Source organism: Vreelandella sp. L-15 (assembly GCF_056857635.1).
Map to the genome: position 1 here is coordinate 18,987 of NZ_JBSXNN010000016.1, position 20,159 is coordinate 39,145.

Below are 20,159 nucleotides of genomic sequence, written 5' to 3' on the forward strand. Positions count from 1 at the left end.
TTTATTGGGCGCTTCGTTCAAGGCCATGGCGCTGATCTTCCAAGTCAACCCCTGCCGCATGGGCCGCCGCAAACAGCTCCGCCAAATCGCACTGCTCGTGCTGACGCTTGGCGTAGGCCCACAGGTGCGTGGCCCGCTTACCTGAGCGGCAAAATGCCAATAGCGGGCGCGGCAACTGCTGGAGCGCTTCAGCAAAGGCGCGAATGTCAGCTTCGCTGTACTCGCCTGGCTTCACGGCGATATGCACCCAGGCAAGCCCAAGCTGCTCGGCCTTTTCGCGGTAGCGCGCCTCGTCGGGAAAGTCCTCGCTCTCACCCTCGATGCGGTTACACACCACCGCGTGAAAACCACGGGCTTTTACCTCTTCCAACTCATCCACCGCCAGCGCTGAGGTGATCTCAACGCCTGGCTCCAATGGCTTCGTTTGCATGACCACACCTCCTATTGGTTTGGATAACATCAATCCCAGGCCGCACCTTCCAGGGCATCCAGGGGGATTTTTAGATAGCGCTTGCCGTTGGCTTCTGGTTCCGGCAAACGGCCGCCGCGAGTATTCACCTGCAGCGCGTGCAAAATCAGCTTGGGCATGGGCAGCTCGCCATCCCGCTGGTGGCGCAGGGCGATGTACGCCTCCTCGCTTTTGCCAACCAAGTGCGGGTTGTTGGCTCGCTGCTCATCGACGCTGCTCTGCCACTTTGGCTCACGGCCATCGGGCATATAGTCGTGGCCGGTGAACAGCCGCGTATTGCCCGGTAGTGCGAGAATCTGCTGGATGGAGTTCCATAGGGACTTGGCATCCCCACCGGGAAAATCGGCGCGCGCCGTCCCAAAATCAGGCTGGAAAAGGGTGTCATGCACAAAGGCGGCATCACCGATGACGTAGGTGATGGAGGCCAGCGTATGGCCAGGCGAGTGCAGCACGCGGGCGCTGAGTTCTCCAATGGCAAACGTATCGCCCTCCACAAACAGCGTGTCCCACTGGCGGCCATCGGTGGGCATCTCTGGCCAGTGATAAATCTCCTTCCACAGGGCCTGCACTTGCGTGACGTACTGGCCAATCGCCGTCGGTGCGCCAGTTTTCTCTTTTAGGTACTGGGCTGCTGAAAAGTGGTCCGCGTGGGGGTGCGTATCCAGAATCCACGCCACTGTCAGTCCCTCTTCCTCGATATATTTCAACAGCGCGTCAGCGCAAAAGGTGGCCGTTGCGCCGGATTTCTCGTCGAAATCCAGCACCGGGTCAATAATCGCGCACTGTTTGGTAGCGGGGTCGCTGACGATGTACTGAACGCTAAAGGTGCGCGGATCAAAAAAGCCCGCTACGTCGGGTGACCCCGCACCGGTGCTTTGAGATAGGGCAAAGGTCTTCATGCTTATCTCCTAGATACGTGAGTATGTATGCTTGACGCCTACGCGCCAATTATTGTTATAAAGATAGCTGATTATGAAATATAAGCAATCACCACCACAAAAATGCCGCCTCCCTGACAACAGGGGGCGGCAATCCATAAGAGTACTAGTGGCGCAATCGATACGGGCTAAAACGCCTTCTCCAACGCAAAGCGCGGCTGGGTGATCCCCTCTTTCGTCACGCTCTCCGTGAACATCGCTAGCGGGCGCACCCAGAGGCCGTAGTCGCCGTAGAGCGCGCGGTAGACCACCAGCGGCTCTTCGCTTTCGCTGTGCTGGGCGGTGCCCATCACTTCGTACAGGCTGCCTTTGTAGTGGCGGTAAATACCGGGAACGGGAGTCATTCGTTTTCCTCTTAGATGGCTTGTGCGGCGGCGGGCTGATTCGCTTTTTTGGCGAGGCGCTCCAGCACTTTGGAGGCGGCCACGAAGCCAAAGGTGCCGGTGAGAAACGTCGCGGCGCCAAAGCCTGAAGCGCAGTCCAGCCGTGTAGCCTCGTTGCTGCCGGGCTTTTGCAGGCACACTTCGCCGTCGGCACTGGGGTAGATCAACTGCTCGTCGGAGTAGACACACTCCACCGAGAAACGCCGTTTAGGGTTGCGGGAGAAGCCGTAATCCCGGCGCAATCTTGAGCGCACTTTGGAGAGCAGCGGGTCGTGCTCGGTGCGGGTCAAGTCCGCCACTTGAATGCGCGTGGGGTCGGTTTGTCCGCCCGCTGCGCCGGTGACGGTAATCGGGATTTTGCGTCGCTTGCACCAGGCGATTAGCGCCGCTTTGGCGATGACGCTATCAATGGCATCCACCACATGGTCGGCATCCTCAGGAATGCGCTCGGCTAGGTTGGTGGGCGTGACGAAAGCGGTATCCGCGATGATCTCGATCTCGGGAGCAATCAGGCGGCAGCGCTCGGCCAGCACGTCTACTTTGGGCTGGCCAATCGTGCCATCCAGCGCGTGGAGTTGGCGGTTGACGTTGGAGACGCACACGTCGTCCAGATCAATCAGCGTAAGTTTGCCGATGCCCGAGCGGGCGAGTGCCTCGACCGCCCAGCTACCCACGCCGCCAACCCCGACCACCACCACATGGGCACGGCGAAATGCCTGCGCCGCACGCTGGCCGTAAAGGCGCCGAATACCGCCAAAGCGGAAGTCATAATCGCTAGAGGAAGTCGTGGATTCATTCAATGACATGGGCAGGCTCACAGTGCTTGCAGGGCAGAAGGCGTGGCAATGGGCGGCGTTCGCACGCTATCTAGCGGTAAATGCCCCTGCCAGCCAAACTGCTCGAACAGGTTTTTCATCGTCTCATCCACGGCGCAGCTGAGCTGAATGCGTTTATCCAGCAGCGGGTGATCAAACGCTAAATAGGTCGCGGCCAAGAGTAGCCTCGGTGCGGCCAGCTGCTCGGCAAAAAAGCGGTTGTGGACACTTTTGCCGTGCTTGGCGTCGCCAATGATCGGGTAGCCACGGCGGGATAAGTGGCGGCGTATTTGGTGCCGTCGACCGGTCAGCGGCCGCGCTTCCACCAGCGAGTAGCGCGCCACCGGGTAGCGGTCTACCTGCACGGGTAGCTCGACGCTATCCAAGCGGCGAATATCGGTCATCGCGGGCATGGCAGGCATCTCCGCCTTGGGGCGCGTGCCGTCCTCCTCCCGTAACGGGTAATCCAACCGCTCCTGCTCTGGTGCTTTGCCGCGCACTACCGCGAGGTAGCGCTTCTCTACCTGGCGTTCGCTAAACCCTTCGCTCAGCAGGGCGGCGGCCTCGGAGGAGAGCCCAAACACCATCACGCCGGAGGTAGGCCGGTCCAGCCGGTGCACCGGGTAGACCCGCTTGCCGAGCTGGTCGCGCAGGCGCTGAAGCAGGAACTCGGTTTCCCCACGCGCCAGCGCTGAGCGGTGCACTAACAGGCCTGACGGCTTATGCACCGCTACAAGATGCTCATCCTGATAAAGGATGTTAAGTGGCTGCATGGAACTCCTTGATACATAGGCAGAGCATTTGGACATGAAACAGAAACAGGGGCGTACACAGGCGCATAAAATAGAGGTGCGGAATAGCCAAGCTATTGTCGCGGCTTGGCGCGCTCATGTCATCCGTTGCCAGCACGCTAGGCGGAGATTTCGTCGCCATTGGCAGAGTAGCGGTAGGCCAACTACTGTTAAAGAGTGCCCTTTGTGAGGGCTTCCACGGAAAAGGAAAGGAGCAATTATTATGCGCTATTCACTACCCCTTACCGGTATCGCGGCGGGTGTGCTGCTGGCCACCACGGTACAGGCCAATGAACCGCTTAATGTTGAAATACATAAGGTCAGCGCCGACGGTGTGGAGGAATCTATCGGCACAGTGGCCGTTGAGCATACCGAGCATGGCGTGCTGCTCACCCCTTCGCTCACCGGTTTAGAGCCGGGGGTTTACGGCTTTCATGTCCACCAAAATAGCAGCTGCGAACCCGCCGAAAACGACAGCGGCGAAATGACTGCCGCGCTGTCAGCTGGCGGCCACTACGACCCAGAAGAGGCGGGCGCCCACCAAGGCCCCTACGGTGACGGCCACTTGGGCGACCTACCTGTACTCACCGTCAATGGCGATGGCGAAGCCAATCTGCCGGTACTGGCTCCGCGCCTTAGCATGGAAGACATGCCGGGCCGCAGCCTGATGATTCATGCTGGTGGAGACACCTACGCTGATGAACCCCACCTGGGCGGCGGCGGCGCCCGCATGGCTTGCGGCGTTGTCTCCTCTTAACCCTCAATTTGATGGCATTTTCACTTCGGGCAGCCAAACGGTTGCCCGTTTTTCTTTGTTAATCAGCCACTAAAGTCGCAGACCACTAAAGTCGTAAAGCACTAACCGGTACGTCTCTGTACATTCACCCAGGCTAAATAAGCGCGGCTTGCTGCATGGCTGTCCGCTTGACATCCTCCCTGACCAGTTGAGTGCTTTACATGATCACGTTCATTCTCTCGATAGTGTTATTAGTCGTGGGTTACTTTACCTACGGCAAGTTTGTCGAGCGCGTGTTTGTCGCTGACCGTAAGCGTCAAACACCGGCGTTCAGTATGCGCGACGATATCGACTATGTACCGATGAATACCACGCGCAACTCGCTTATCCAGTTGCTTAACATTGCCGGTGTAGGCCCGATTTTCGGCCCTATCCTGGGTGCTCTCTATGGTCCGGTGGCGTTTGTATGGATCGTGATTGGCTGTATTTTCGCAGGCGCGGTTCACGACTACCTGACCGGCATGATCTCCATTCGCAACCACGGTGCTCACCTTCCCCAACTGGCGGGTAAGTTCCTGGGCAAAACGATGAAGCACGTGGTCAACGGCTTTGCGATCTTGTTACTGCTGTTGGTGGGCACCGTGTTCGTCACGTCGCCTGCGGCGCTGTTGGCCAACATGACATCGCTATCTCTGACACTGATCATCCTGGCGATTTTTGCTTACTACCTGATCGCAACGCTACTGCCGATTGATAAAGTCATTGGGCGTATTTATCCCTACTTCGGCGCGCTTTTGCTGTTCAGCGCCGCTGGCATCGGCATTGGTTTGGTGGTAACCGGCGCGCCTATCCCGGAGCTCTCTTTCCAGAACATGCACCCGGATAATGCACCGATCTTCCCGCTGCTGTTCCTGACCATCTCCTGCGGTGCGCTTTCCGGCTTCCACGCCACACAGACGCCAATCATTTCGCGCACTACTGAAAACGAAACCAACGGACGCAAAATCTTCTACGGCATGATGATCGCTGAAGGCGTGATTGCCATGATTTGGGCAGCGGCAGCCATGAGCCTGTTCCAAGGTGAACAGTCGCTTTCCGATGTATTGGCAGCAGGCGGCCCTGCCGCTGTTGTGGGCGAAGTCTCTACCACCATGCTGGGCGCCGTTGGTGGCACCCTGGCCGTGCTGGGTGTCATTGTGCTGCCGATCACCTCCGGCGATACCGCCTTCCGCAGCGCTCGGATGATTATTGCCGACTATTTGAAAGTAGAGCAGAAGCCTATCGTTAAGCGCATCCTGATTGCGCTGCCGCTGTTTGTGGCGTCTTACGCGCTCACCCATATGGACTTCACGCTGCTGTGGCGCTACTTCTCCTGGGCCAACCAAACCACCGCCGTGATTGCGCTCTGGACCGGCACGATGTATCTGGTGCTATCGCGTAAGCCTTACCTGATCACTTCGATTCCGGCGGTATTTATGACCATGGCGACCTTCACCTACCTCGCCTATGCGCCGATTGGCTTTAACCTGCCGCTGCAAACCAGCTATATCGTGGCGGCACTTGGCACGCTGGTCTGTATTGCGCTGTTTATGAAGCGCGTACGCCGCCTCAGCCGCGCCACCTTTAGCGTGGATGAGCCGGTGCCAGGTGCGCTGGATCAAGACGCTACGCTGGCCACTAGCAGTCGGTAAATATCAGGTCAACACTTTGCATTGAAATGCAAAACGGGCAGCCCCAAGGGGCTGCCCGTTTTGTATTAGCTAGCGCTCGGCGCTTAATCGCCTACTGCCAAGCGGACGAAGTCTTATTCTTCGTCAGTGGCCAGTGCCATATGTTTTTGCAGATAGTTCTGGATACCCACTTGCTCGATCAGTTTTAGCTGGGTTTCGATGTGGTCGATATGACCCTCTTCATCGGCCAGCAGGTCACGCAGCAGATCGCGCGTCACGTAATCTTTCACGCTTTCGCAGTAGGTAATGGCTTCGATGTAGTCGTTACGGCCGTCATGCTCGATCTTCAAATCACACTCGAGCATCTCTTTGACGTTTTCACCGATATGCAGCTTGCCGAGATCCTGAAGGTTAGGAATACCTTCCAAGAACAGGATGCGCTCGATCAGCTTATCGGCGTGCTGCATCTCTTCAATGGACTCATCGTACTCCCACTTAGCCAGTACTTTCAGGCCCCAGTCTTTGTACATCTTGGCATGCAGGAAGTACTGGTTGATAGCGACTAGCTCATTGCCCAGTGCGATATTGAGATGCTGAATAACCTTCGGATCACCTTTCATGCCATCACCTTTTTTTAGCGTACAAGTATTATCGGACAGTACTGAAGCGTACTGTTTTTCAAAGGTACCATTACATTAACTAAGGAGTATAGGCCATTAAAAGGCTTACTCCCAACGATGTTGGGAGCATAGACAGGAAAGAAAAAATTTCAAATAAATCAATTATTTGCTAACGATAAGCCTAACAAGAGTGATTCGCGTCATACGGCGTAAGCAAGACTCATATCAGACTCTAAGCGGGCAGCTTGAACGGCCTCACGGGTGAGCGACTTGGCAAAGCAAGCGCACTTGCCGCACTGAGTGCCGCAGCCAGTGGCTTCGCGTACTTCTCGCCAGCTGCGCGCTCCGTCGCTAACCTGTTGGCGAATCTGGTGGTCGGTTACTCCCTTGCACACACATACGTACATGGCAACACCTCATAAAAATCATGAGGTGAATGTAAATGATTCGCATACATCTTTTCAAGTAAAAAACGTTGTTCTTTAGTATCGATTCGCCTTAAGGCAACTAAAGTTTTCGCTAACCTACTGGCTGAACAAATATTTTCTCTCCAGCTGCTGAAAATTATTTTTTCGGCAGCACCACGGTTTCGGTCTTGGAGGCGATGTCTGGCCAGCTTCTACGCTGCCCATCGAACAGCACCCACCAATAGCCGATACCGAAGGCCGCCAAGGACAGCCAGGCCGTCGCGCAGCGAATCAGGCTCTGCTTTAAGGTAATCGCGTGACCATCCAGGGTTTGCACGCGCAGTCGCCACGCCTGCATACCTAGCGTCATCCCTCCCCGGCGCCAGGAGTAGACGAAGAACAGCGTCACGAAAAACAGCAGCATGAGCCGCAGGCTCCAGATATCGAAGGCCGTGGTACCGATCTCTTCTGCCGTTTGGCCCAGCACGAAGCGGAAAAAGGCCAAGTGAGCCACGGTGACGGCGATCCAGATGGCCATCACCAAAAAACCGTCGTACAGCATGGCGCCCAATCGGCGACCTATGCCGGCGGGCCAAACGTCATCCAACTGGGTAAAACGTCGCGTCGTCACTGCTCTATTCTCCTGATGTGCGTCTGCGCGGCCTTTAGCCATTTCGGCGCAAGAAATAGATCCCCACCGCGGCACAGGCAAGAGTCGGCACTAGCACCGCCCAGACTGGGGAAAAGCCAAAGATGGTCGACGCCGGGGCGAGCAAATCCTGCACGTACTTGAACACCAGACCGGTCACTACGCCATAAAAGACCCGCGTGCCCGCCGCCACCGAACGCAGCGGACCAAACACAAACGAGGCGGCAATCAGTACCAGTGACCCCATGGTGAGGGGCATCAATACCTTTTGCCAGAAATAGAGCAGCGGCTGGTCTGCCTGAAGGTTCTGGCTTTGGAGGAAATTGGCGTAGGCCCATAGCTCGCTGGGTGCCTGGCTTTCGATGTTACGTAGCAGCCGCTCCAACTGAGTCGGGGTGAGCGCCGTTTCCCAGGCGGCGGCTGGCTGGTAGTCCGATTCGGTGCGGTCATCGAAAATGCGTGTCGTGGTCACGCCTTCCAGCTGCCATGCCCCCTCCTCCCAGTGGGCACGATTGGCATGGGTCGCTTCGATGAGACGGCGCTCGTCGAAGCGGTAGCGGGTTAAATCCAGCACCACGTTATCCGCCCGAATGGCCCCAAAGCGGTAAACGCTGTCGCCTTCGAACTGCCAGCCGCTGCGGGTGGTGAGCATGGCTCCCTCACCTTGGCGCTGCTCTAAGCGCCAGGCTTCGGCGTACTGCTCGGTTCGTGGGCTGACGAACTCTGCCACCAGCAGCACGACCACAACAACCAGCAGCACGGGCTTCATCACGCCCCACACAATCCGCGCCAGCGAACGGCCAGCAGCACGCATCACCGTAAGCTCATTGCTGGAAGCCATACTGCCCAGGCCAATGAGTGCCCCAATCAGCACCGCCACTGGAGCATACTGATAAAAGCGCCAGGGCAACCTCATACCTAAATAGAGCAGCACGTCTAGTGCGCTATAGTCGCCCTGGGTGTCGCCTAAATCACCAATGTAGGCAATGGTGATATCCAGCCCCAGTAGTACAAACTGCACCACCACAATCGCGGCAAGAACGTTGCGGGCGATATAGCGATCCATTTGATCCATAGCGATCAGCATTAGCGCATTCCTTTACGTTGCGAGTGCCACAGCAGCAGCAATCCAAGCCCTAAGAACAGGCCATGCACGGGCCACACACCCACGGCAACCGCTAGAGAGCCGCTGCCAATAGCATCCACCGCTGCCAGCAACAGGCTTAAATAGGCGACGTAAAGAAATACCGCAGGAAGTAGCTTGCCAAAGCGCCCTTGACGCGGATTCACCCGAGAGAGCGGCTGGGCCAATAGCGCCAAAATAAATACCATTACCGGCAAGCCTGCCCGCCACTGAAACTGCGCCTGCGCTCGTGGGTCTGGGTCGTTCCACAGCTCAGTGGTGGTCGCATACTCAAGCGAGTTTAACTCTTGCCGGTCACGGCTTAGCCCCAGCCGCAGCGTATAGCGCTCGAAGGTCAAACGCTCGGCATCCTGGCGTCCGGGCGTTACGCCGTAGCGTTCGCCGTCTTCCAAAATGAGAAAACGGCTGCCGGTATCGACGTTCGTTTCCTGATAGCCCGACCCCGCGCGCGTGATGTAACTATGCGTTTTTTCTGCCCCCGCCATAGGCTGCTCATGCACCAGCACTTCCTGCATTTCCGTGCCGTCGCTATTGAAGTCAGTGATATAGGCTGTGCGCCCGCCGCCAAAATCTTGGAAACGCCCTGGCGCTAGCACTGAGACATCTAAACGGCTGCGCTGCTCTTCTAATGTGGCCTCAGTTTGCAACGCCCCGGCAGGGGTTAGCCACAGGCTACACAGCCCTACCAATACCGCGACCACTGTTGCGGGCAGCAGGGTTACCCGTAAAAGCCGAGTGGGGCTCATACCGCAGGCCACCATGACGGTGATTTCGCTGTTCATATAAAGCTGCCCATAGGCCAACAAAATGCCTAAAAAAAACGACAGCGGCAGGATCAGCTCCATAAACCCAGGCAAATGAAAAACCATCAGGCTGCCTAGAATCGTGACGGGAAAATCGCCCTCGGCGGCATCTGAAAAGTAGCGGATAAAGCGGCTGCCCATAATCACCAGCAGCAGGATGCCCGCCACAGCGGACATCGTCAGTAACACTTCGCGAGTTAAGTACCGAAATAAAATCAACGCACTCTCCGACTAGTGGTGCAGGTTGCCATGCAATGCGCCCATGGCTTGGGTACACTAATCAAACTGGTAGCAAACACTAAATAACGGGGCATTATCCCGAATCACTCGTTGCTTGTCTTGTTGGAGACGTCATGGAATTTTCCGTTCAGACCACGAACCCAGCCAAAGCCGAAACGGCTTGCCTCGTTCTCCCTGTCTATAAAGGTAGCGACTTACTGCCCTCTGTCGCCAAATTAGACGACGCCAGCGAGCGGTTAATCGGCCAACTGCTGGAGCGCGGCGACTTCGATGCCGCGCTGGGCAACACGCAATTGGTGCCTTTCGCACCGGGCCTAGGGGCTGATCGCATCCTATTGGTAGGCTTGGGCGAACGCGCCAAATGTCAGGAAGCGGCCTTTATTAAAGCGCTGGACGCAGCCATGGTTGCGCTCACCAAACTGCCTATCGATGAAGCCAACGCCACCTTTACCGATGTGCCGCTTGAAGGCCGCGACGCCGTCTGGAAAGCACGTAAAACGCTGGAAGCCGCCGAACGCGCGATTTACCGCTTTGATCAATTTAAGTCATCGCCTGCCAAAGCGCCCAGCTTGGCCAAGCTCACCCTGATCGTTAGCGATGCCAGCGACGCCCCCCTCGCCAAGCAGGGGGCTGCTTTAGGCACCGCCATTGGCCAGGGCATTAATTTCACCCGCACGCTCGGCAACCTACCGGGCAATGTGTGCACGCCGCGCTACTTAGCCGAGCAGGCAGAAGCATTAGGTCGCGATTCTCAAGGCGCGCTCGACGTTGAGATTCTAGACGAAGAGGCGCTAGAGGCCCTGGGCGCTTATTCACTGCTGTCAGTAGGCCGTGGCAGCGTCGAGCCAACACGGCTCATCGTGATGAAGTATCAGGGTGCAGAAAACCCAGAGGAAGCGCCCCATGTACTGGTAGGTAAAGGCATCACCTTCGATACCGGCGGTATTTCACTGAAGCCCGGCGAAGGCATGGATGAAATGAAGTTTGATATGGGCGGCGCGGCCAGCGTCTTCGGTACCGTCAAAGCCGTGCTGGCGATCAAACCCAAGCTCAACGCCGTGTTTATCGTTGCCGCTGCCGAGAACATGCCTGATGGCGCCGCCACCAAGCCGGGCGACATTATCAAAACGCTCAAAGGCCTGACGGTTGAAGTCCTCAACACCGATGCCGAAGGCCGTTTGGTGCTGTGCGATGCGCTCACCTATGCCGAGCGCTTTACCCCGGCCAGCGTGGTCGATATCGCCACGTTGACAGGCGCGGCCATTATTGCCCTTGGCCACCACGCCACCGGCCTGCTCTCCAACGACGATGACCTAGCGCTTGATCTGCTGGATGCTGGTGAAACCGCCTGGGACCGCGCGTGGCACCTACCGCTATGGGATGAGTACCAGGAGCAGTTGGACTCCAACTTTGCCGACTTGGCCAACATTGGCGGTCGCCCGGCGGGCACCATTACCGCCGCGTGCTTCCTGTCGCGCTTTGCCGACCACTTCCCCTGGGCGCATCTGGATATCGCGGGCACCGCTTGGCACTCCGGCAAACAAAAAGGCGCCACCGGCCGCCCGGTGGGTCTACTGACCCAATACCTGCTCGACCGTGAAGCCGACGCTCAAGTCGAAAATGGCGACGCCTAACCACACAAACAGACCAACAATGGTTGCCTTTCGTTAACGCAACCGTTAAACCTGAAAGCATTAGCGTGTGCCATCGGTTAACAGGCGCACGCTACCCCAAACGATACGTTTATATATGCCCTTCGGGGCTTGGCTCTAGCGGAGAGAACACGCCGTGCCCACAGCTTCAGATGCTCAACTTGAATCGCGTTTTGAAATTTTGCCGTCCAACCAGCCGACGGCCGATGACATTCGTGACAACATCCTGCAAAACCCAGGATTTGGTAAATACTTCACCGACCATATGGCCCACGTGCGCTGGACCGTCGATGCCGATTGGCACGGCCACCAAGTACGCCCCTACGGCCCGCTCACCCTGGACCCCGCCGCTTCCGTGCTGCACTACGGCCAGGAAATTTTTGAGGGAATCAAGGCGTACCGCCATGCCGATGGCTCTATCTGGACCTTCCGCCCAGAGAAAAACGCCGAGCGTTTTCGCCGTAGCGCTCGCCGTTTAGCGCTGCCCGAGCTTTCCGATGAAGACTTCATCGGCTCGCTGAAAGCGCTGCTGACCCAAGACCACGCCTGGGTACCCACCCCGGCTAGTGAAGCCGACGAGTGCAGCCTCTACCTGCGTCCGTTCATGATCGCTTCGGAAGCATTTCTGGGCGTGCGCCCGGCTCACGAAGTGGACTACTACGTGATTGCATCCCCGGCGGCGGCCTACTTCAAAGGCGGTATCGAGCCGGTCTCTATCTGGCTCTCCTCCCACTACAAACGTGCGGCCCCTGGCGGCACCGGTTTTGCCAAGTGCGGTGGCAACTACGCCGCCTCGCTGGCCGCCCAAAAAGAAGCCGCTGCCAACGGTTGCAGCCAGGTCGCCTTCCTGGACGCTGCTGAAAACAAGTGGATCGAAGAGCTGGGTGGCATGAACCTGTTCTTCGTTTACAAAGATGGCCGCATCGTCACACCGCGCCTGACCGACACCATCTTGGAAGGCGTGACCCGTAACTCTGTCCTGACCCTGGCCAAAGACGCGGGCCTCACCCCCGAAGAGCGCGCGATCAGCATCGACGAGTGGCGCGAAGGTGCCGCCTCCGGCGAGATTACCGAGGTCTTCGCCTGCGGTACGGCCGCCGTGATTACCCCGGTTGGCGAGCTGGTCACGGAAAACGAGCGTATTCGCCTGCAGGGCGATGGCAATAACGAAGTGGCTAAGCGCATTCGCAAGACACTGCTCGACCTTCAGTATGGCCGCAGCGACGATAAATACGGCTGGCTGACCCGCTTGGTATGACCCTCTAGCGTTACCCAACACCTGGCCGCCACTCACCGTGGCGGCCAGGCTGCCAAGCGCGTTGACCCCGCTGGAGCCACCGATGGCACGCATCGATTTTTATATTCTGCCCGATACCACCCTTGAAGCGCGTTTACAGTTCGCCTGCAAGCTCGCCGAAACGATCCACCGCAAAGGGTATCGACTGCACCTGCACTGCGAAGATAAAGCGCTGGCCGAACAGGCCGACGAAGCGCTGTGGCAGTTCCGCGATGATGCTTACCTGCCCCATGCACTGGAAGATAGCGAGCTAGCCGACAGTGTGCCCATCACACTAGGCTGGCAGCAGCTACCGGTGCCCACTGAAGAGACGGCGCTGCTGAACCTACACCCCGATATTCCCGAAGGTATTGAGCACTTCGCCCGGATTGCCGAGATCATCAACCAACACCAACATGTGCTGGTCGCTAAACGCGCCTGCTGGCAGCGCTACAAGGCGCTTGGGCATGAGGTCGTGCCGCATAAATTAGGGTAGTAAAACAACCACTCAATGGATGAGACACCCCATGCTTTCTCATGCCCTGTTAGCCCGCACACCGCTGGCGGTCATCGTTATCGCCCAACTGTTTGGCACGTCACTCTGGTTTAGCGTTAATGGCGTTGGCTTGGCACTACAAGAAGCCGTGGGGCTAAGTGAAAGCGACCTGGGGCTGCTTACCATCGCCGTGCAGGCGGGGTTTATTACCGGCACCCTGCTGATTGCGACCACTGGCTTGGCCGACCGCGTGCGTGCCAGCCACCTGTTTGCGATGTCCGCTGTACTCGGCGCGCTGATTAATGCAGCGTTTATTGGCGTGGCAGAAAGCGTGAGCCTAGCGGCGGCGGCGCGTTTTTTAGTCGGGCTTTGTCTGGCGGGCATTTATCCGCTGGGCATGAAGCTGGTGGTGAGCTGGACACCTAACCATGCAGGCGCCGCCCTGGGCTGGTTAGTCGGCATGCTCACCCTTGGCATTGCTTCGCCGCACCTGCTGCGCGGGCTTACCCTGCATCTTCCCTGGCAGTGGCCACTGCTGTTGGCCTCTGCCCTTGCTCTTCTGGCAGCGCTGATGATTTTCAAGCTAGGCGTTGGGCCACACCTGCCTGCTAAGGCCAACGGCGGGCGACCCTGGGCGGGGCTTGCCGCATTTAAAGAGAAGAACTTCCGCGCCGCCGCGCTGGGCTACTTCGGCCACTGCTGGGAGCTTTACGCCCTCTGGGCGCTGGTGCCTTTTTTGGTCGCCAGAGAGCTGGAACGCTTAGGCGCAGCCCCGGGCCTGCAGCCGTGGCTAAGCTTTGCGGTCATCGCCTTGGGGCTTCCCGGCTGCGTATGGGCCGGCTGGTGGAGCCGACGCATCGGTAGCGCGCGGGTCGCGTTTATCGCACTGGCGGTCTCTGGCACCCTGTGCCTTATCTATCCGCTGCTAGGCGACCTGTCACCCTGGCTGCTGTTGGCGCTGCTTGCCCTATGGGGCGTGAGCGTGATTGCCGACTCTGCCCAGTTCTCTGCCCTGGCCTCCGCCAGCGCGCCGCCGGAGCGGCTGGGCGCGGCGCTGGCCATGATGAATGCGATTGGCTTTGGCCTCACGATTCCCTCCATCGCGTTAGTGACAGCCCTATGGGCAAGCCAAGGGCCTTGGGTGATTTGGTGGTTGCTGCCTGGGCCAGTGCTTGGACTGATAGCCATGCGTGGATTGCATCTGCGAACACACCTACGCACAACACAACCCTGACGAGCGCAGGGCGTTCGCGCTATACTTGCTCCCATTTTTTGCAAGCCGTGAGCCGACTCCCCATGGAAAAGACCTACCAACCCGAACAGATCGAAACCCGCTGGTACGAACGCTGGGAAGCCGATAACCGCTTCGCCCCGTCTGGCCGCGGCAAGCCCTTCTCGATCATGATTCCGCCGCCCAACGTGACCGGCAGCCTGCACATGGGCCACGCGTTCCAGGACACCATCATGGATACCCTGACGCGCTGGAAGCGGATGCAGGGCAACAACACCCTGTGGCAGGTAGGCACCGACCACGCCGGTATCGCCACGCAAATGCTGGTGGAGCGCAAGATTGCAGCCGAAGAGGGCAAGACCCGTCATGACCTCGGCCGCGAGGCGTTTATCGAAAAAGTGTGGGAGTGGAAGGAAGAGTCCGGCGGCCACATTACCCGACAGCTGCGCCGCATGGGCGCCAGCGTCGACTGGAGCCGTGAGCGCTTCACCATGGACGATGGCTTCTATAAAGCGGTTCAAGAAGTTTTCGTGCGCCTGCACGAAGAGGGCCTGATCTATCGCGGCAAGCGGCTGGTCAACTGGGACCCCGCCCTGCACACCGCTATTTCCGACCTGGAAGTCGAAAACAAGGAGCAGCAGGGCAGCTTCTGGCACTTCCGCTACCCGCTGGCCGACGGCGTCAAGACCGACGACGGTAAGGATTACGTAGTGGTCGCCACCACCCGCCCGGAAACCCTGTTGGGTGACACCGGCGTGGCGGTCAACCCAGAAGACCCGCGCTACGCCTCCTTGGTGGGCAAGTTCATCGAGCTGCCGCTGGTAGGCCGCCGTATCCCCATCGTGGCGGACGAGCACGCCGATATGGAGAAAGGCTCGGGCTGTGTGAAGATTACCCCGGCCCACGACTTCAACGACTACGAAGTCGGCAAGCGCCAGAACCACCTGCTGATCAACGTCTTCACCAAAGATGCGACGATTCTTGAGCAGGCGGAAATTTTTGACCTGAAAGGTCAGCCGCAGCCCGATGAAGACGCTACCCTGCCGGCCAAATACGCGGGCTTGGATCGTTTCGAAGCACGCAAGCAGATCGTCGCCGATATGGAGGCCCTCGGCCTGCTGGTACAGGTAGAGAGCGTCAACAACACCCTGCCCTACGGCGACCGCTCCGGCGATGTCATCGAGCCGCTGCTCACTGATCAGTGGTTCGTTGCCGTGGAGAGCCTCGCCAAGCCCGCCATCGAGGCGGTGGAGAACGGCGACATTCAGTTCGTGCCGAAAAACTACGAGAACATGTACTTCGCCTGGATGCGCGACCTGCAGGACTGGTGTATTTCTCGCCAGCTGTGGTGGGGCCACCGCATTCCGGCTTGGTACGACGCCGACGGCAATGTTTACGTGGCTCGCAGTGAAGAGGAAGCCCGCGAGAAGCATGGTCTTGATGCGGACGTCGCCCTGACCCAGGACGAAGACGTGCTGGACACCTGGTTCAGCTCGGGCCTGTGGACATTTGGCACCCTCGGCTGGCCGGAGAAAACGCCGGAGTTGGAAACCTTCCACCCCTCCAGCGTGCTGGTGACGGGTTTCGACATCATCTTCTTCTGGGTCGCCCGGATGATCATGATGACGCTGAAATTTACCGGTGAAGTCCCCTTCAAGACCGTTTACGTCCACGGCCTGGTGCGCGATGGCCAGGGCCAGAAGATGTCCAAGTCCAAGGGCAACGTGCTGGACCCCATCGACTTGATCGACGGCATCAGCCTGGACGCGCTGCTGGAAAAGCGCACCGGCAACATGATGCAGCCCCAGAAGGCCAAAGCGATTGCCAAGGCGACCAAAGAGGAATTTAAAGACGGCATCGAGCCCCACGGCACCGATGCGCTGCGCTTTACCTTCCTTTCCCAAGCCACCACCGGGCGCGATATCAAGTTCGATATGAACCGCCTGGATGGCTACCGCAACTTCTGTAACAAGCTGTGGAACGCCTCGCGCTATGTGCTGATGAATGCCGAAGGCGAAGATTGCGGCACCAGCGGCGAAGAAGTGGAGCTGTCGCTAGCCGATCGCTGGATTATCTCCCAGCTACAGAAAACCGAGGCGCAGGTCACCAAGGCGATGGACGAGTACCGCTTCGACCACGCCTCCCAAGCGCTATACGAGTTCGTCTGGAACGAGTACTGCGACTGGTACCTGGAGCTTTCCAAGCCTGTTTTATGGGACGAAGCGGCCAGCGCCGAAGCCAAACGCGGCACGCGCCGCACCCTGGTGCGGGTGCTGGAAACCATCCTGCGCCTGGCCCATCCGATGATGCCCTACATCTCGGAAGAGATTTGGCAGCGGGTCGCCCCTCTGGCGGGCACCTATGTGGGCGACGATGCCTCCATCATGCATCAAGCGTGGCCGGAAGCCGACGAGAGCAAGATCGACGAGCAGGCCACCCGGGATATCGAGTGGCTGAAGGGCGTGATCATCGCGGTGCGCAACATCCGCGCCGAGATGAACATCGCCCCCGGTAAGCCGCTGGACGTGCTGCTGACCAAAGGCCAGCCCGAAGACGCTGAACGCCTGGAGCAGAACCGCCGCTTCCTGGCCAAGCTAGCGAAACTGGAAAGCGTGACGTGGCTGGCCAACCCAGAAGACGCCCCGCTTTCAGCCACGCAGCTGGTCGGCGATATGGAAGTGTTGGTACCGATGGCAGACCTGATCGATAAAGACGCGGAGCTTGCCCGCCTCGCCAAAGAGATCGAGAAGCAGGATAAGCTTATCGGTGGCATTGAGAAGAAACTGGGCAACGATGGCTTCATTGCCAAGGCCCCCGTGGCGGTGGTGGAAAAGGAGCGGGCAAAACTCGCCGAATTCCAGGCCACTCGGCAGCTGCTGGAAGAGCAGCAGGCCAAGATTGCGGCCATGTAACGCCGCACCGCTGATGCACGACACGACGGCACCCCCAGGGGTGCCGTTTTGGTCAGCGCCCTGAATACGGGCGGCCCACGAGATTCGCACCGCCCATCGGTTTTTCAGGCCGCTGGGTATGGGAATGGAAAAAGCGGATCGATGCGCGCTTCATTGCCCGCTTCAATCCGCCTTTCACACATTAAAATCGCCCATCGCATTCTGGCGTGAATCAATTGGCTTTCCACAGGTGGGCCCGGGGTATTCAGTGTACCAGCGGCGGCTGGGACATGACCTGGTGGGAGGGGGCTTTAGCCCGCGATGATGGCGGCACCTGTGCTTACCCAGGCAGTCGCCCAATGAATTGGCCTCCCACAGGTGAGCTGGGCAATGACCTCGTGAGTGGGGGCTTGCGCTCGCGATGATGGCGGCACCGGGCCTGCCTGGGCAGTCGCCCAATGAGTCCATTACGCGCCGATGTTCATTATTGGTCATGGCTATCTCACATGACTATCCGCCACAAACAAGGTTCATCTCACTTTGCCGGGAATTGCTTCGCTTTCACGCTAGAACGCGATGAACCATTAAAATCGCCCCTACCGCTGCTAGCCGTTGGCTTTGCGCCAGCCGCCCAGCACCCGGCTATCCGGGCCGAAGAACACCAGCCGATCATGGTCGATCAGGTAGCGGTAGGCGGTATCCAGCATGTCCGTGACCCGCTTGGCATCTTCCATGTTCGGGCAGGCCATTCGGGTGGAGGCCAGCTCGCTGAACTCGATGCGCTGGCTTTCCCCTAGACTCGCCTTGCCGGTGAACTGGTTGCAGCCATCCGAGCCGCTCACCTTACCATCGCGACCAATGCGGAAGAACGGCGCCTCAGGCATGGAGAGCCGCTCATCGGTCCCTACTAACAGTAAGTTCCAGCGCTGCTCAACCACCGGCCCAGAGAGCGTGCCGCTCTGGGGCGCATCGACACGCTCCTGCTGAGGCGTACTGCTGCAAGCACTGACCAGTAGGGCCAAGCCCGCTCCCAGCAGCACATTACGGGTTTGTCCTGTCACCTTTTCTACTCCCGCTGATTCGGTTTACCAACTACCGCTGTTTTCCATGGATGCCCACGGCTCCTGCGGCTCCAGCGCATCGCCTTTTTGCAGTAGCTCGACAGAGATACCGTCCGGCGACTTCACAAACGCCATGTTGCCGTCGCGGGGCGGACGGTTGATGGTGACGCCGTTATCCTGAAGTTTCTGGCAAAGGGCGTAAATGTCGTCGACTCGGTAGGCCAAATGGCCGAAATTACGCCCCCCCGTGTACTCCTCCGGGTCCCAGTTGTAGGTCAACTCGAGCTCGGGGGCCGTGAGGCGCTCGGAGCGCGCTTCATCTTCAGGAGCCGCCAGGAACACCAGCGTAAAACGGCCCTTTTCGTTCTCTTTGCGGCGCACTTCTTTGAGGCCTAGCAGGTCACAATAAAAGTGAAGCGAGGCGTCTAAGTCGCTGACACGTACCATGGTGTGTAAAAACTGCATGTCATTTCCTCTTCATTGAAGAATGGTAATTATATCCCGTGCTACCGCCGAGTGCGGTGCCGAGCCGGTCACGTAGCGCCATTAAAACATAGACAATAGTGCGACACTAAAATAGAAAGTAGACACGCTGTATAATGGCGTCACGGCTGTTCATCTAGTGTGTCACTCTTCAGTGACAATCACGATTCGCTATCGGCTCGTCGAGGAGAGGTCTGTGGATTCGATTACGCAAGCGGCGCTTGGCGCAGCGGTAGGTGGTGCCGTGTTAGGTAAGCGACTGGGCCGCAAGGCCATTGTCATAGGTGCGCTACTGGGTACTCTACCCGATTTGGATGTGGCGCTGGATTATGGCGACGCCATTGCCAACGTCACCGAGCACCGTGGCTTCAGCCATTCCCTGTTCGTATTGACGGGCCTTGCCACGCTGCTGGCCGTGCTGTGTGCCCGCTTTGCTCCAGCGCGGGACATCTCGTTGGGTCGCTGGTGGTGCTTTTTTACGTTGATATTAGTGACTCACCCGCTGCTCGACTCGCTGACCACCTACGGCACGCAGTTGCTCTGGCCGCTAGACACACCGCCCGCCGCGTGGCCTATCGTCTTCATCATTGACCCTTTCTACACGCTACCGCTGCTTATGGCTCTGATCATCGGCAGCGTGTCGGGCAAGGTACGCAGTGCCTGCCGCACGGGGCTGGTGATCTCCTGCGCTTACCTCATGATGGCCGCAGGTGCCAAATGGAGCGTCGAGCAGCGCCTAACGCCAGCCCTAGCCGAAGCGGACTTACAAGCAGCCCCCGTACTCATCCAACCCACGCCGTTTAACATTGCCCTGTGGCGGGCAACGGTCATCGATGAAGACCGCTACTATGAGAGTTTGATCAGTGTATTTGATCGTGACCGAGTCCCCGCACTGGAACCGCTGCGTCGTAACGTCGAACTGGAGGCCAGCGCTTTGGAGGGACCGCTAGGGCAGCGGCTGACGTGGTTCACCGGGCCGTTTTTGCGCTTTGAGACGCGCTATATTAATGGCCAAGAGACGTTGGTCGCCACCGATATTCGGCTGGGTTTTCCCGGTTTTCATCCTTTCAGCTTTACCCTAGCAACCCGAGAAGGCGATCGCTGGGTACCCGTTGCGATCAGTGAAGAAGTACGCAGCCCCAGAGGAGTGCACTTGGCGACACTGGCACGTCTTGCCGCCCGGGCAGGCGGCGATGTATCGGCCCTGTGCGCCAGCGACTACGTAGAGCCACAGTGGCGCGCAGAGCCGTTCCTCTATCGCTGCTAGCCCGGATTTCTCATAGTGCTCCAACAACCTTCGCAGACCAAGCCTGGTAGTGCCAGATCCGAGTGGTCATGGTCGAAGTTGGCGATTATTTAGCCAGTTTCCGGCATTCAGGCACAACTCCCCCTTTCCCCCATTGG

20 protein-coding genes are annotated in these 20,159 nt (G+C 58.5%); 8 read left to right on the forward strand and 12 right to left on the reverse strand.

The features are described 5' to 3' along the window. Position 1: 1 nt before the first annotated feature. The 5 genes from AC13CY_RS00895 to AC13CY_RS00915 all read right to left on the reverse strand — a co-directional run bounded on the left by AC13CY_RS00895 (position 2) and on the right by AC13CY_RS00915 (position 3,378). Positions 2-430 (reverse strand): protein tyrosine phosphatase family protein, encoded by a 429-nt coding sequence (locus AC13CY_RS00895; protein ID WP_062359959.1) that lies wholly within the window; start codon positions 428-430, stop codon positions 2-4. 29 nt (positions 431-459) lie between these two features. Next, positions 460-1,368: an MBL fold metallo-hydrolase gene (locus tag AC13CY_RS00900; protein ID WP_062373251.1), complete on the reverse strand. Its 909-nt coding sequence runs from the start codon at positions 1,366-1,368 to the stop codon at positions 460-462. A gap of 167 nt (positions 1,369-1,535) precedes the next feature. After that, the gene (locus AC13CY_RS00905) at positions 1,536-1,751 is read right to left on the reverse strand and encodes a DUF1653 domain-containing protein (protein ID WP_062373253.1); all 216 of its coding nucleotides are present in this window, start codon (positions 1,749-1,751) and stop codon (positions 1,536-1,538) included. Positions 1,752-1,762: 11 nt separating this feature from the next. Further along, positions 1,763-2,596, reverse strand: coding sequence for a tRNA cyclic N6-threonylcarbamoyladenosine(37) synthase TcdA (tcdA, locus tag AC13CY_RS00910; RefSeq protein WP_062373256.1), 834 nt, complete (start codon positions 2,594-2,596; stop codon positions 1,763-1,765). Positions 2,597-2,604: 8 nt separating this feature from the next. Then, entirely contained in the window at positions 2,605-3,378 is a 774-nt protein-coding gene (locus AC13CY_RS00915; RefSeq protein WP_159341120.1) for a pseudouridine synthase, read from the reverse strand. A gap of 241 nt (positions 3,379-3,619) precedes the next feature. On the opposite strand from AC13CY_RS00915, the gene sodC reads away from it, so the two are divergent. Together sodC and AC13CY_RS00925 are read left to right on the forward strand one after the other, a co-directional pair. Beyond that, positions 3,620-4,153, forward strand: a complete 534-nt coding sequence (sodC, locus tag AC13CY_RS00920; RefSeq protein ID WP_172515381.1) for a superoxide dismutase family protein — start codon at positions 3,620-3,622, stop codon at positions 4,151-4,153. Positions 4,154-4,353: 200 nt separating this feature from the next. Continuing rightward, on the forward strand, positions 4,354-5,823 hold the full coding sequence (locus AC13CY_RS00925; protein ID WP_483052187.1) for a carbon starvation CstA family protein: 1,470 nt from the start codon (positions 4,354-4,356) through the stop codon (positions 5,821-5,823). Between the two features lie 113 nt (positions 5,824-5,936). Here the strand turns inward: AC13CY_RS00925 and bfr are convergent, their stop codons facing one another. The 5 genes from bfr to lptF form a co-directional block, all read right to left on the reverse strand. Next, a complete protein-coding gene (bfr, locus tag AC13CY_RS00930) occupies positions 5,937-6,422 on the reverse strand; it encodes a bacterioferritin (RefSeq protein WP_044630649.1) in 486 nt (161 codons plus the stop codon). A gap of 200 nt (positions 6,423-6,622) precedes the next feature. Continuing rightward, positions 6,623-6,829 carry a bacterioferritin-associated ferredoxin gene (locus tag AC13CY_RS00935; RefSeq protein ID WP_044630650.1) on the reverse strand — a complete coding sequence of 69 codons (207 nt, stop codon included), beginning with the start codon at positions 6,827-6,829 and terminating at the stop codon, positions 6,623-6,625. Positions 6,830-6,986: 157 nt separating this feature from the next. Further along, the gene (locus tag AC13CY_RS00940) at positions 6,987-7,460 is read right to left on the reverse strand and encodes an RDD family protein (RefSeq protein WP_228168624.1); all 474 of its coding nucleotides are present in this window, start codon (positions 7,458-7,460) and stop codon (positions 6,987-6,989) included. Positions 7,461-7,494: 34 nt separating this feature from the next. Next, the gene (lptG, locus tag AC13CY_RS00945) at positions 7,495-8,565 is read right to left on the reverse strand and encodes an LPS export ABC transporter permease LptG (RefSeq protein WP_074211044.1); all 1,071 of its coding nucleotides are present in this window, start codon (positions 8,563-8,565) and stop codon (positions 7,495-7,497) included. Beyond that, the gene (gene lptF, locus AC13CY_RS00950; RefSeq protein ID WP_483052188.1) at positions 8,565-9,644 is read right to left on the reverse strand and encodes an LPS export ABC transporter permease LptF; all 1,080 of its coding nucleotides are present in this window, start codon (positions 9,642-9,644) and stop codon (positions 8,565-8,567) included. Before lptF ends, lptG begins: the two co-directional genes overlap by 1 nt. Positions 9,645-9,778: 134 nt before the next feature. On the opposite strand from lptF, the gene AC13CY_RS00955 reads away from it, so the two are divergent. The 5 genes from AC13CY_RS00955 to AC13CY_RS00975 all read left to right on the forward strand — a co-directional run bounded on the left by AC13CY_RS00955 (position 9,779) and on the right by AC13CY_RS00975 (position 17,232). Continuing rightward, positions 9,779-11,299, forward strand: coding sequence for a leucyl aminopeptidase (locus AC13CY_RS00955; RefSeq protein WP_474790569.1), 1,521 nt, complete (start codon positions 9,779-9,781; stop codon positions 11,297-11,299). A 154-nt stretch (positions 11,300-11,453) separates the two neighbouring features. Beyond that, entirely contained in the window at positions 11,454-12,575 is a 1,122-nt protein-coding gene (locus AC13CY_RS00960) for a branched-chain amino acid aminotransferase (protein WP_483052189.1), read from the forward strand. 82 nt (positions 12,576-12,657) lie between these two features. Continuing rightward, positions 12,658-13,089, forward strand: a complete 432-nt coding sequence (locus AC13CY_RS00965) for a DNA polymerase III subunit chi (RefSeq protein ID WP_044630655.1) — start codon at positions 12,658-12,660, stop codon at positions 13,087-13,089. Positions 13,090-13,120: 31 nt separating this feature from the next. Further along, positions 13,121-14,323, forward strand: a complete 1,203-nt coding sequence (locus AC13CY_RS00970; protein ID WP_273682095.1) for an MFS transporter — start codon at positions 13,121-13,123, stop codon at positions 14,321-14,323. Between the two features lie 62 nt (positions 14,324-14,385). Next, complete coding sequence (locus tag AC13CY_RS00975) at positions 14,386-17,232, forward strand: valine--tRNA ligase (protein WP_483052190.1); 2,847 nt, start codon at positions 14,386-14,388, stop codon at positions 17,230-17,232. A gap of 584 nt (positions 17,233-17,816) precedes the next feature. On the opposite strand, the gene AC13CY_RS00980 is transcribed toward AC13CY_RS00975, so the two are convergent. Further along, positions 17,817-18,272: an META domain-containing protein gene (locus tag AC13CY_RS00980; protein ID WP_044630658.1), complete on the reverse strand. Its 456-nt coding sequence runs from the start codon at positions 18,270-18,272 to the stop codon at positions 17,817-17,819. Positions 18,273-18,296: 24 nt separating this feature from the next. Further along, on the reverse strand, positions 18,297-18,737 hold the full coding sequence (gloA, locus tag AC13CY_RS00985) for a lactoylglutathione lyase (protein WP_172515374.1): 441 nt from the start codon (positions 18,735-18,737) through the stop codon (positions 18,297-18,299). A 214-nt stretch (positions 18,738-18,951) separates the two neighbouring features. Here gloA and AC13CY_RS00990 point away from each other — a divergent pair, with 214 nt between their 5' ends. Further along, positions 18,952-20,022 (forward strand): metal-dependent hydrolase, encoded by a 1,071-nt coding sequence (locus tag AC13CY_RS00990; RefSeq protein WP_074211046.1) that lies wholly within the window; start codon positions 18,952-18,954, stop codon positions 20,020-20,022. Positions 20,023-20,159: the final 137 nt, after the last annotated feature.

Bases quoted from the DNA above. Each gene is read 5' to 3' on its own strand.
- AC13CY_RS00895 (WP_062359959.1), bottom strand. From the start codon at position 430: ATGCAAACGAAGCCATTGGAGCCAGGCGTTGAGATCACCTCAGCGCTG.
- AC13CY_RS00900 (WP_062373251.1), bottom strand. From the start codon at position 1,368: ATGAAGACCTTTGCCCTATCTCAAAGCACCGGTGCGGGGTCACCCGAC.
- AC13CY_RS00905 (WP_062373253.1), bottom strand. From the start codon at position 1,751: ATGACTCCCGTTCCCGGTATTTACCGCCACTACAAAGGCAGCCTGTAC.
- tcdA (WP_062373256.1), bottom strand. From the start codon at position 2,596: ATGTCATTGAATGAATCCACGACTTCCTCTAGCGATTATGACTTCCGC.
- AC13CY_RS00915 (WP_159341120.1), bottom strand. From the start codon at position 3,378: ATGCAGCCACTTAACATCCTTTATCAGGATGAGCATCTTGTAGCGGTG.
- sodC (WP_172515381.1), top strand. From the start codon at position 3,620: ATGCGCTATTCACTACCCCTTACCGGTATCGCGGCGGGTGTGCTGCTG.
- AC13CY_RS00925 (WP_483052187.1), top strand. From the start codon at position 4,354: ATGATCACGTTCATTCTCTCGATAGTGTTATTAGTCGTGGGTTACTTT.
- bfr (WP_044630649.1), bottom strand. From the start codon at position 6,422: ATGAAAGGTGATCCGAAGGTTATTCAGCATCTCAATATCGCACTGGGC.
- AC13CY_RS00935 (WP_044630650.1), bottom strand. From the start codon at position 6,829: ATGTACGTATGTGTGTGCAAGGGAGTAACCGACCACCAGATTCGCCAA.
- lptG (WP_074211044.1), bottom strand. From the start codon at position 8,565: ATGCTGATCGCTATGGATCAAATGGATCGCTATATCGCCCGCAACGTT.
- AC13CY_RS00955 (WP_474790569.1), top strand. From the start codon at position 9,779: ATGGAATTTTCCGTTCAGACCACGAACCCAGCCAAAGCCGAAACGGCT.
- AC13CY_RS00965 (WP_044630655.1), top strand. From the start codon at position 12,658: ATGGCACGCATCGATTTTTATATTCTGCCCGATACCACCCTTGAAGCG.
- AC13CY_RS00970 (WP_273682095.1), top strand. From the start codon at position 13,121: ATGCTTTCTCATGCCCTGTTAGCCCGCACACCGCTGGCGGTCATCGTT.
- AC13CY_RS00975 (WP_483052190.1), top strand. From the start codon at position 14,386: ATGGAAAAGACCTACCAACCCGAACAGATCGAAACCCGCTGGTACGAA.
- gloA (WP_172515374.1), bottom strand. From the start codon at position 18,737: ATGCAGTTTTTACACACCATGGTACGTGTCAGCGACTTAGACGCCTCG.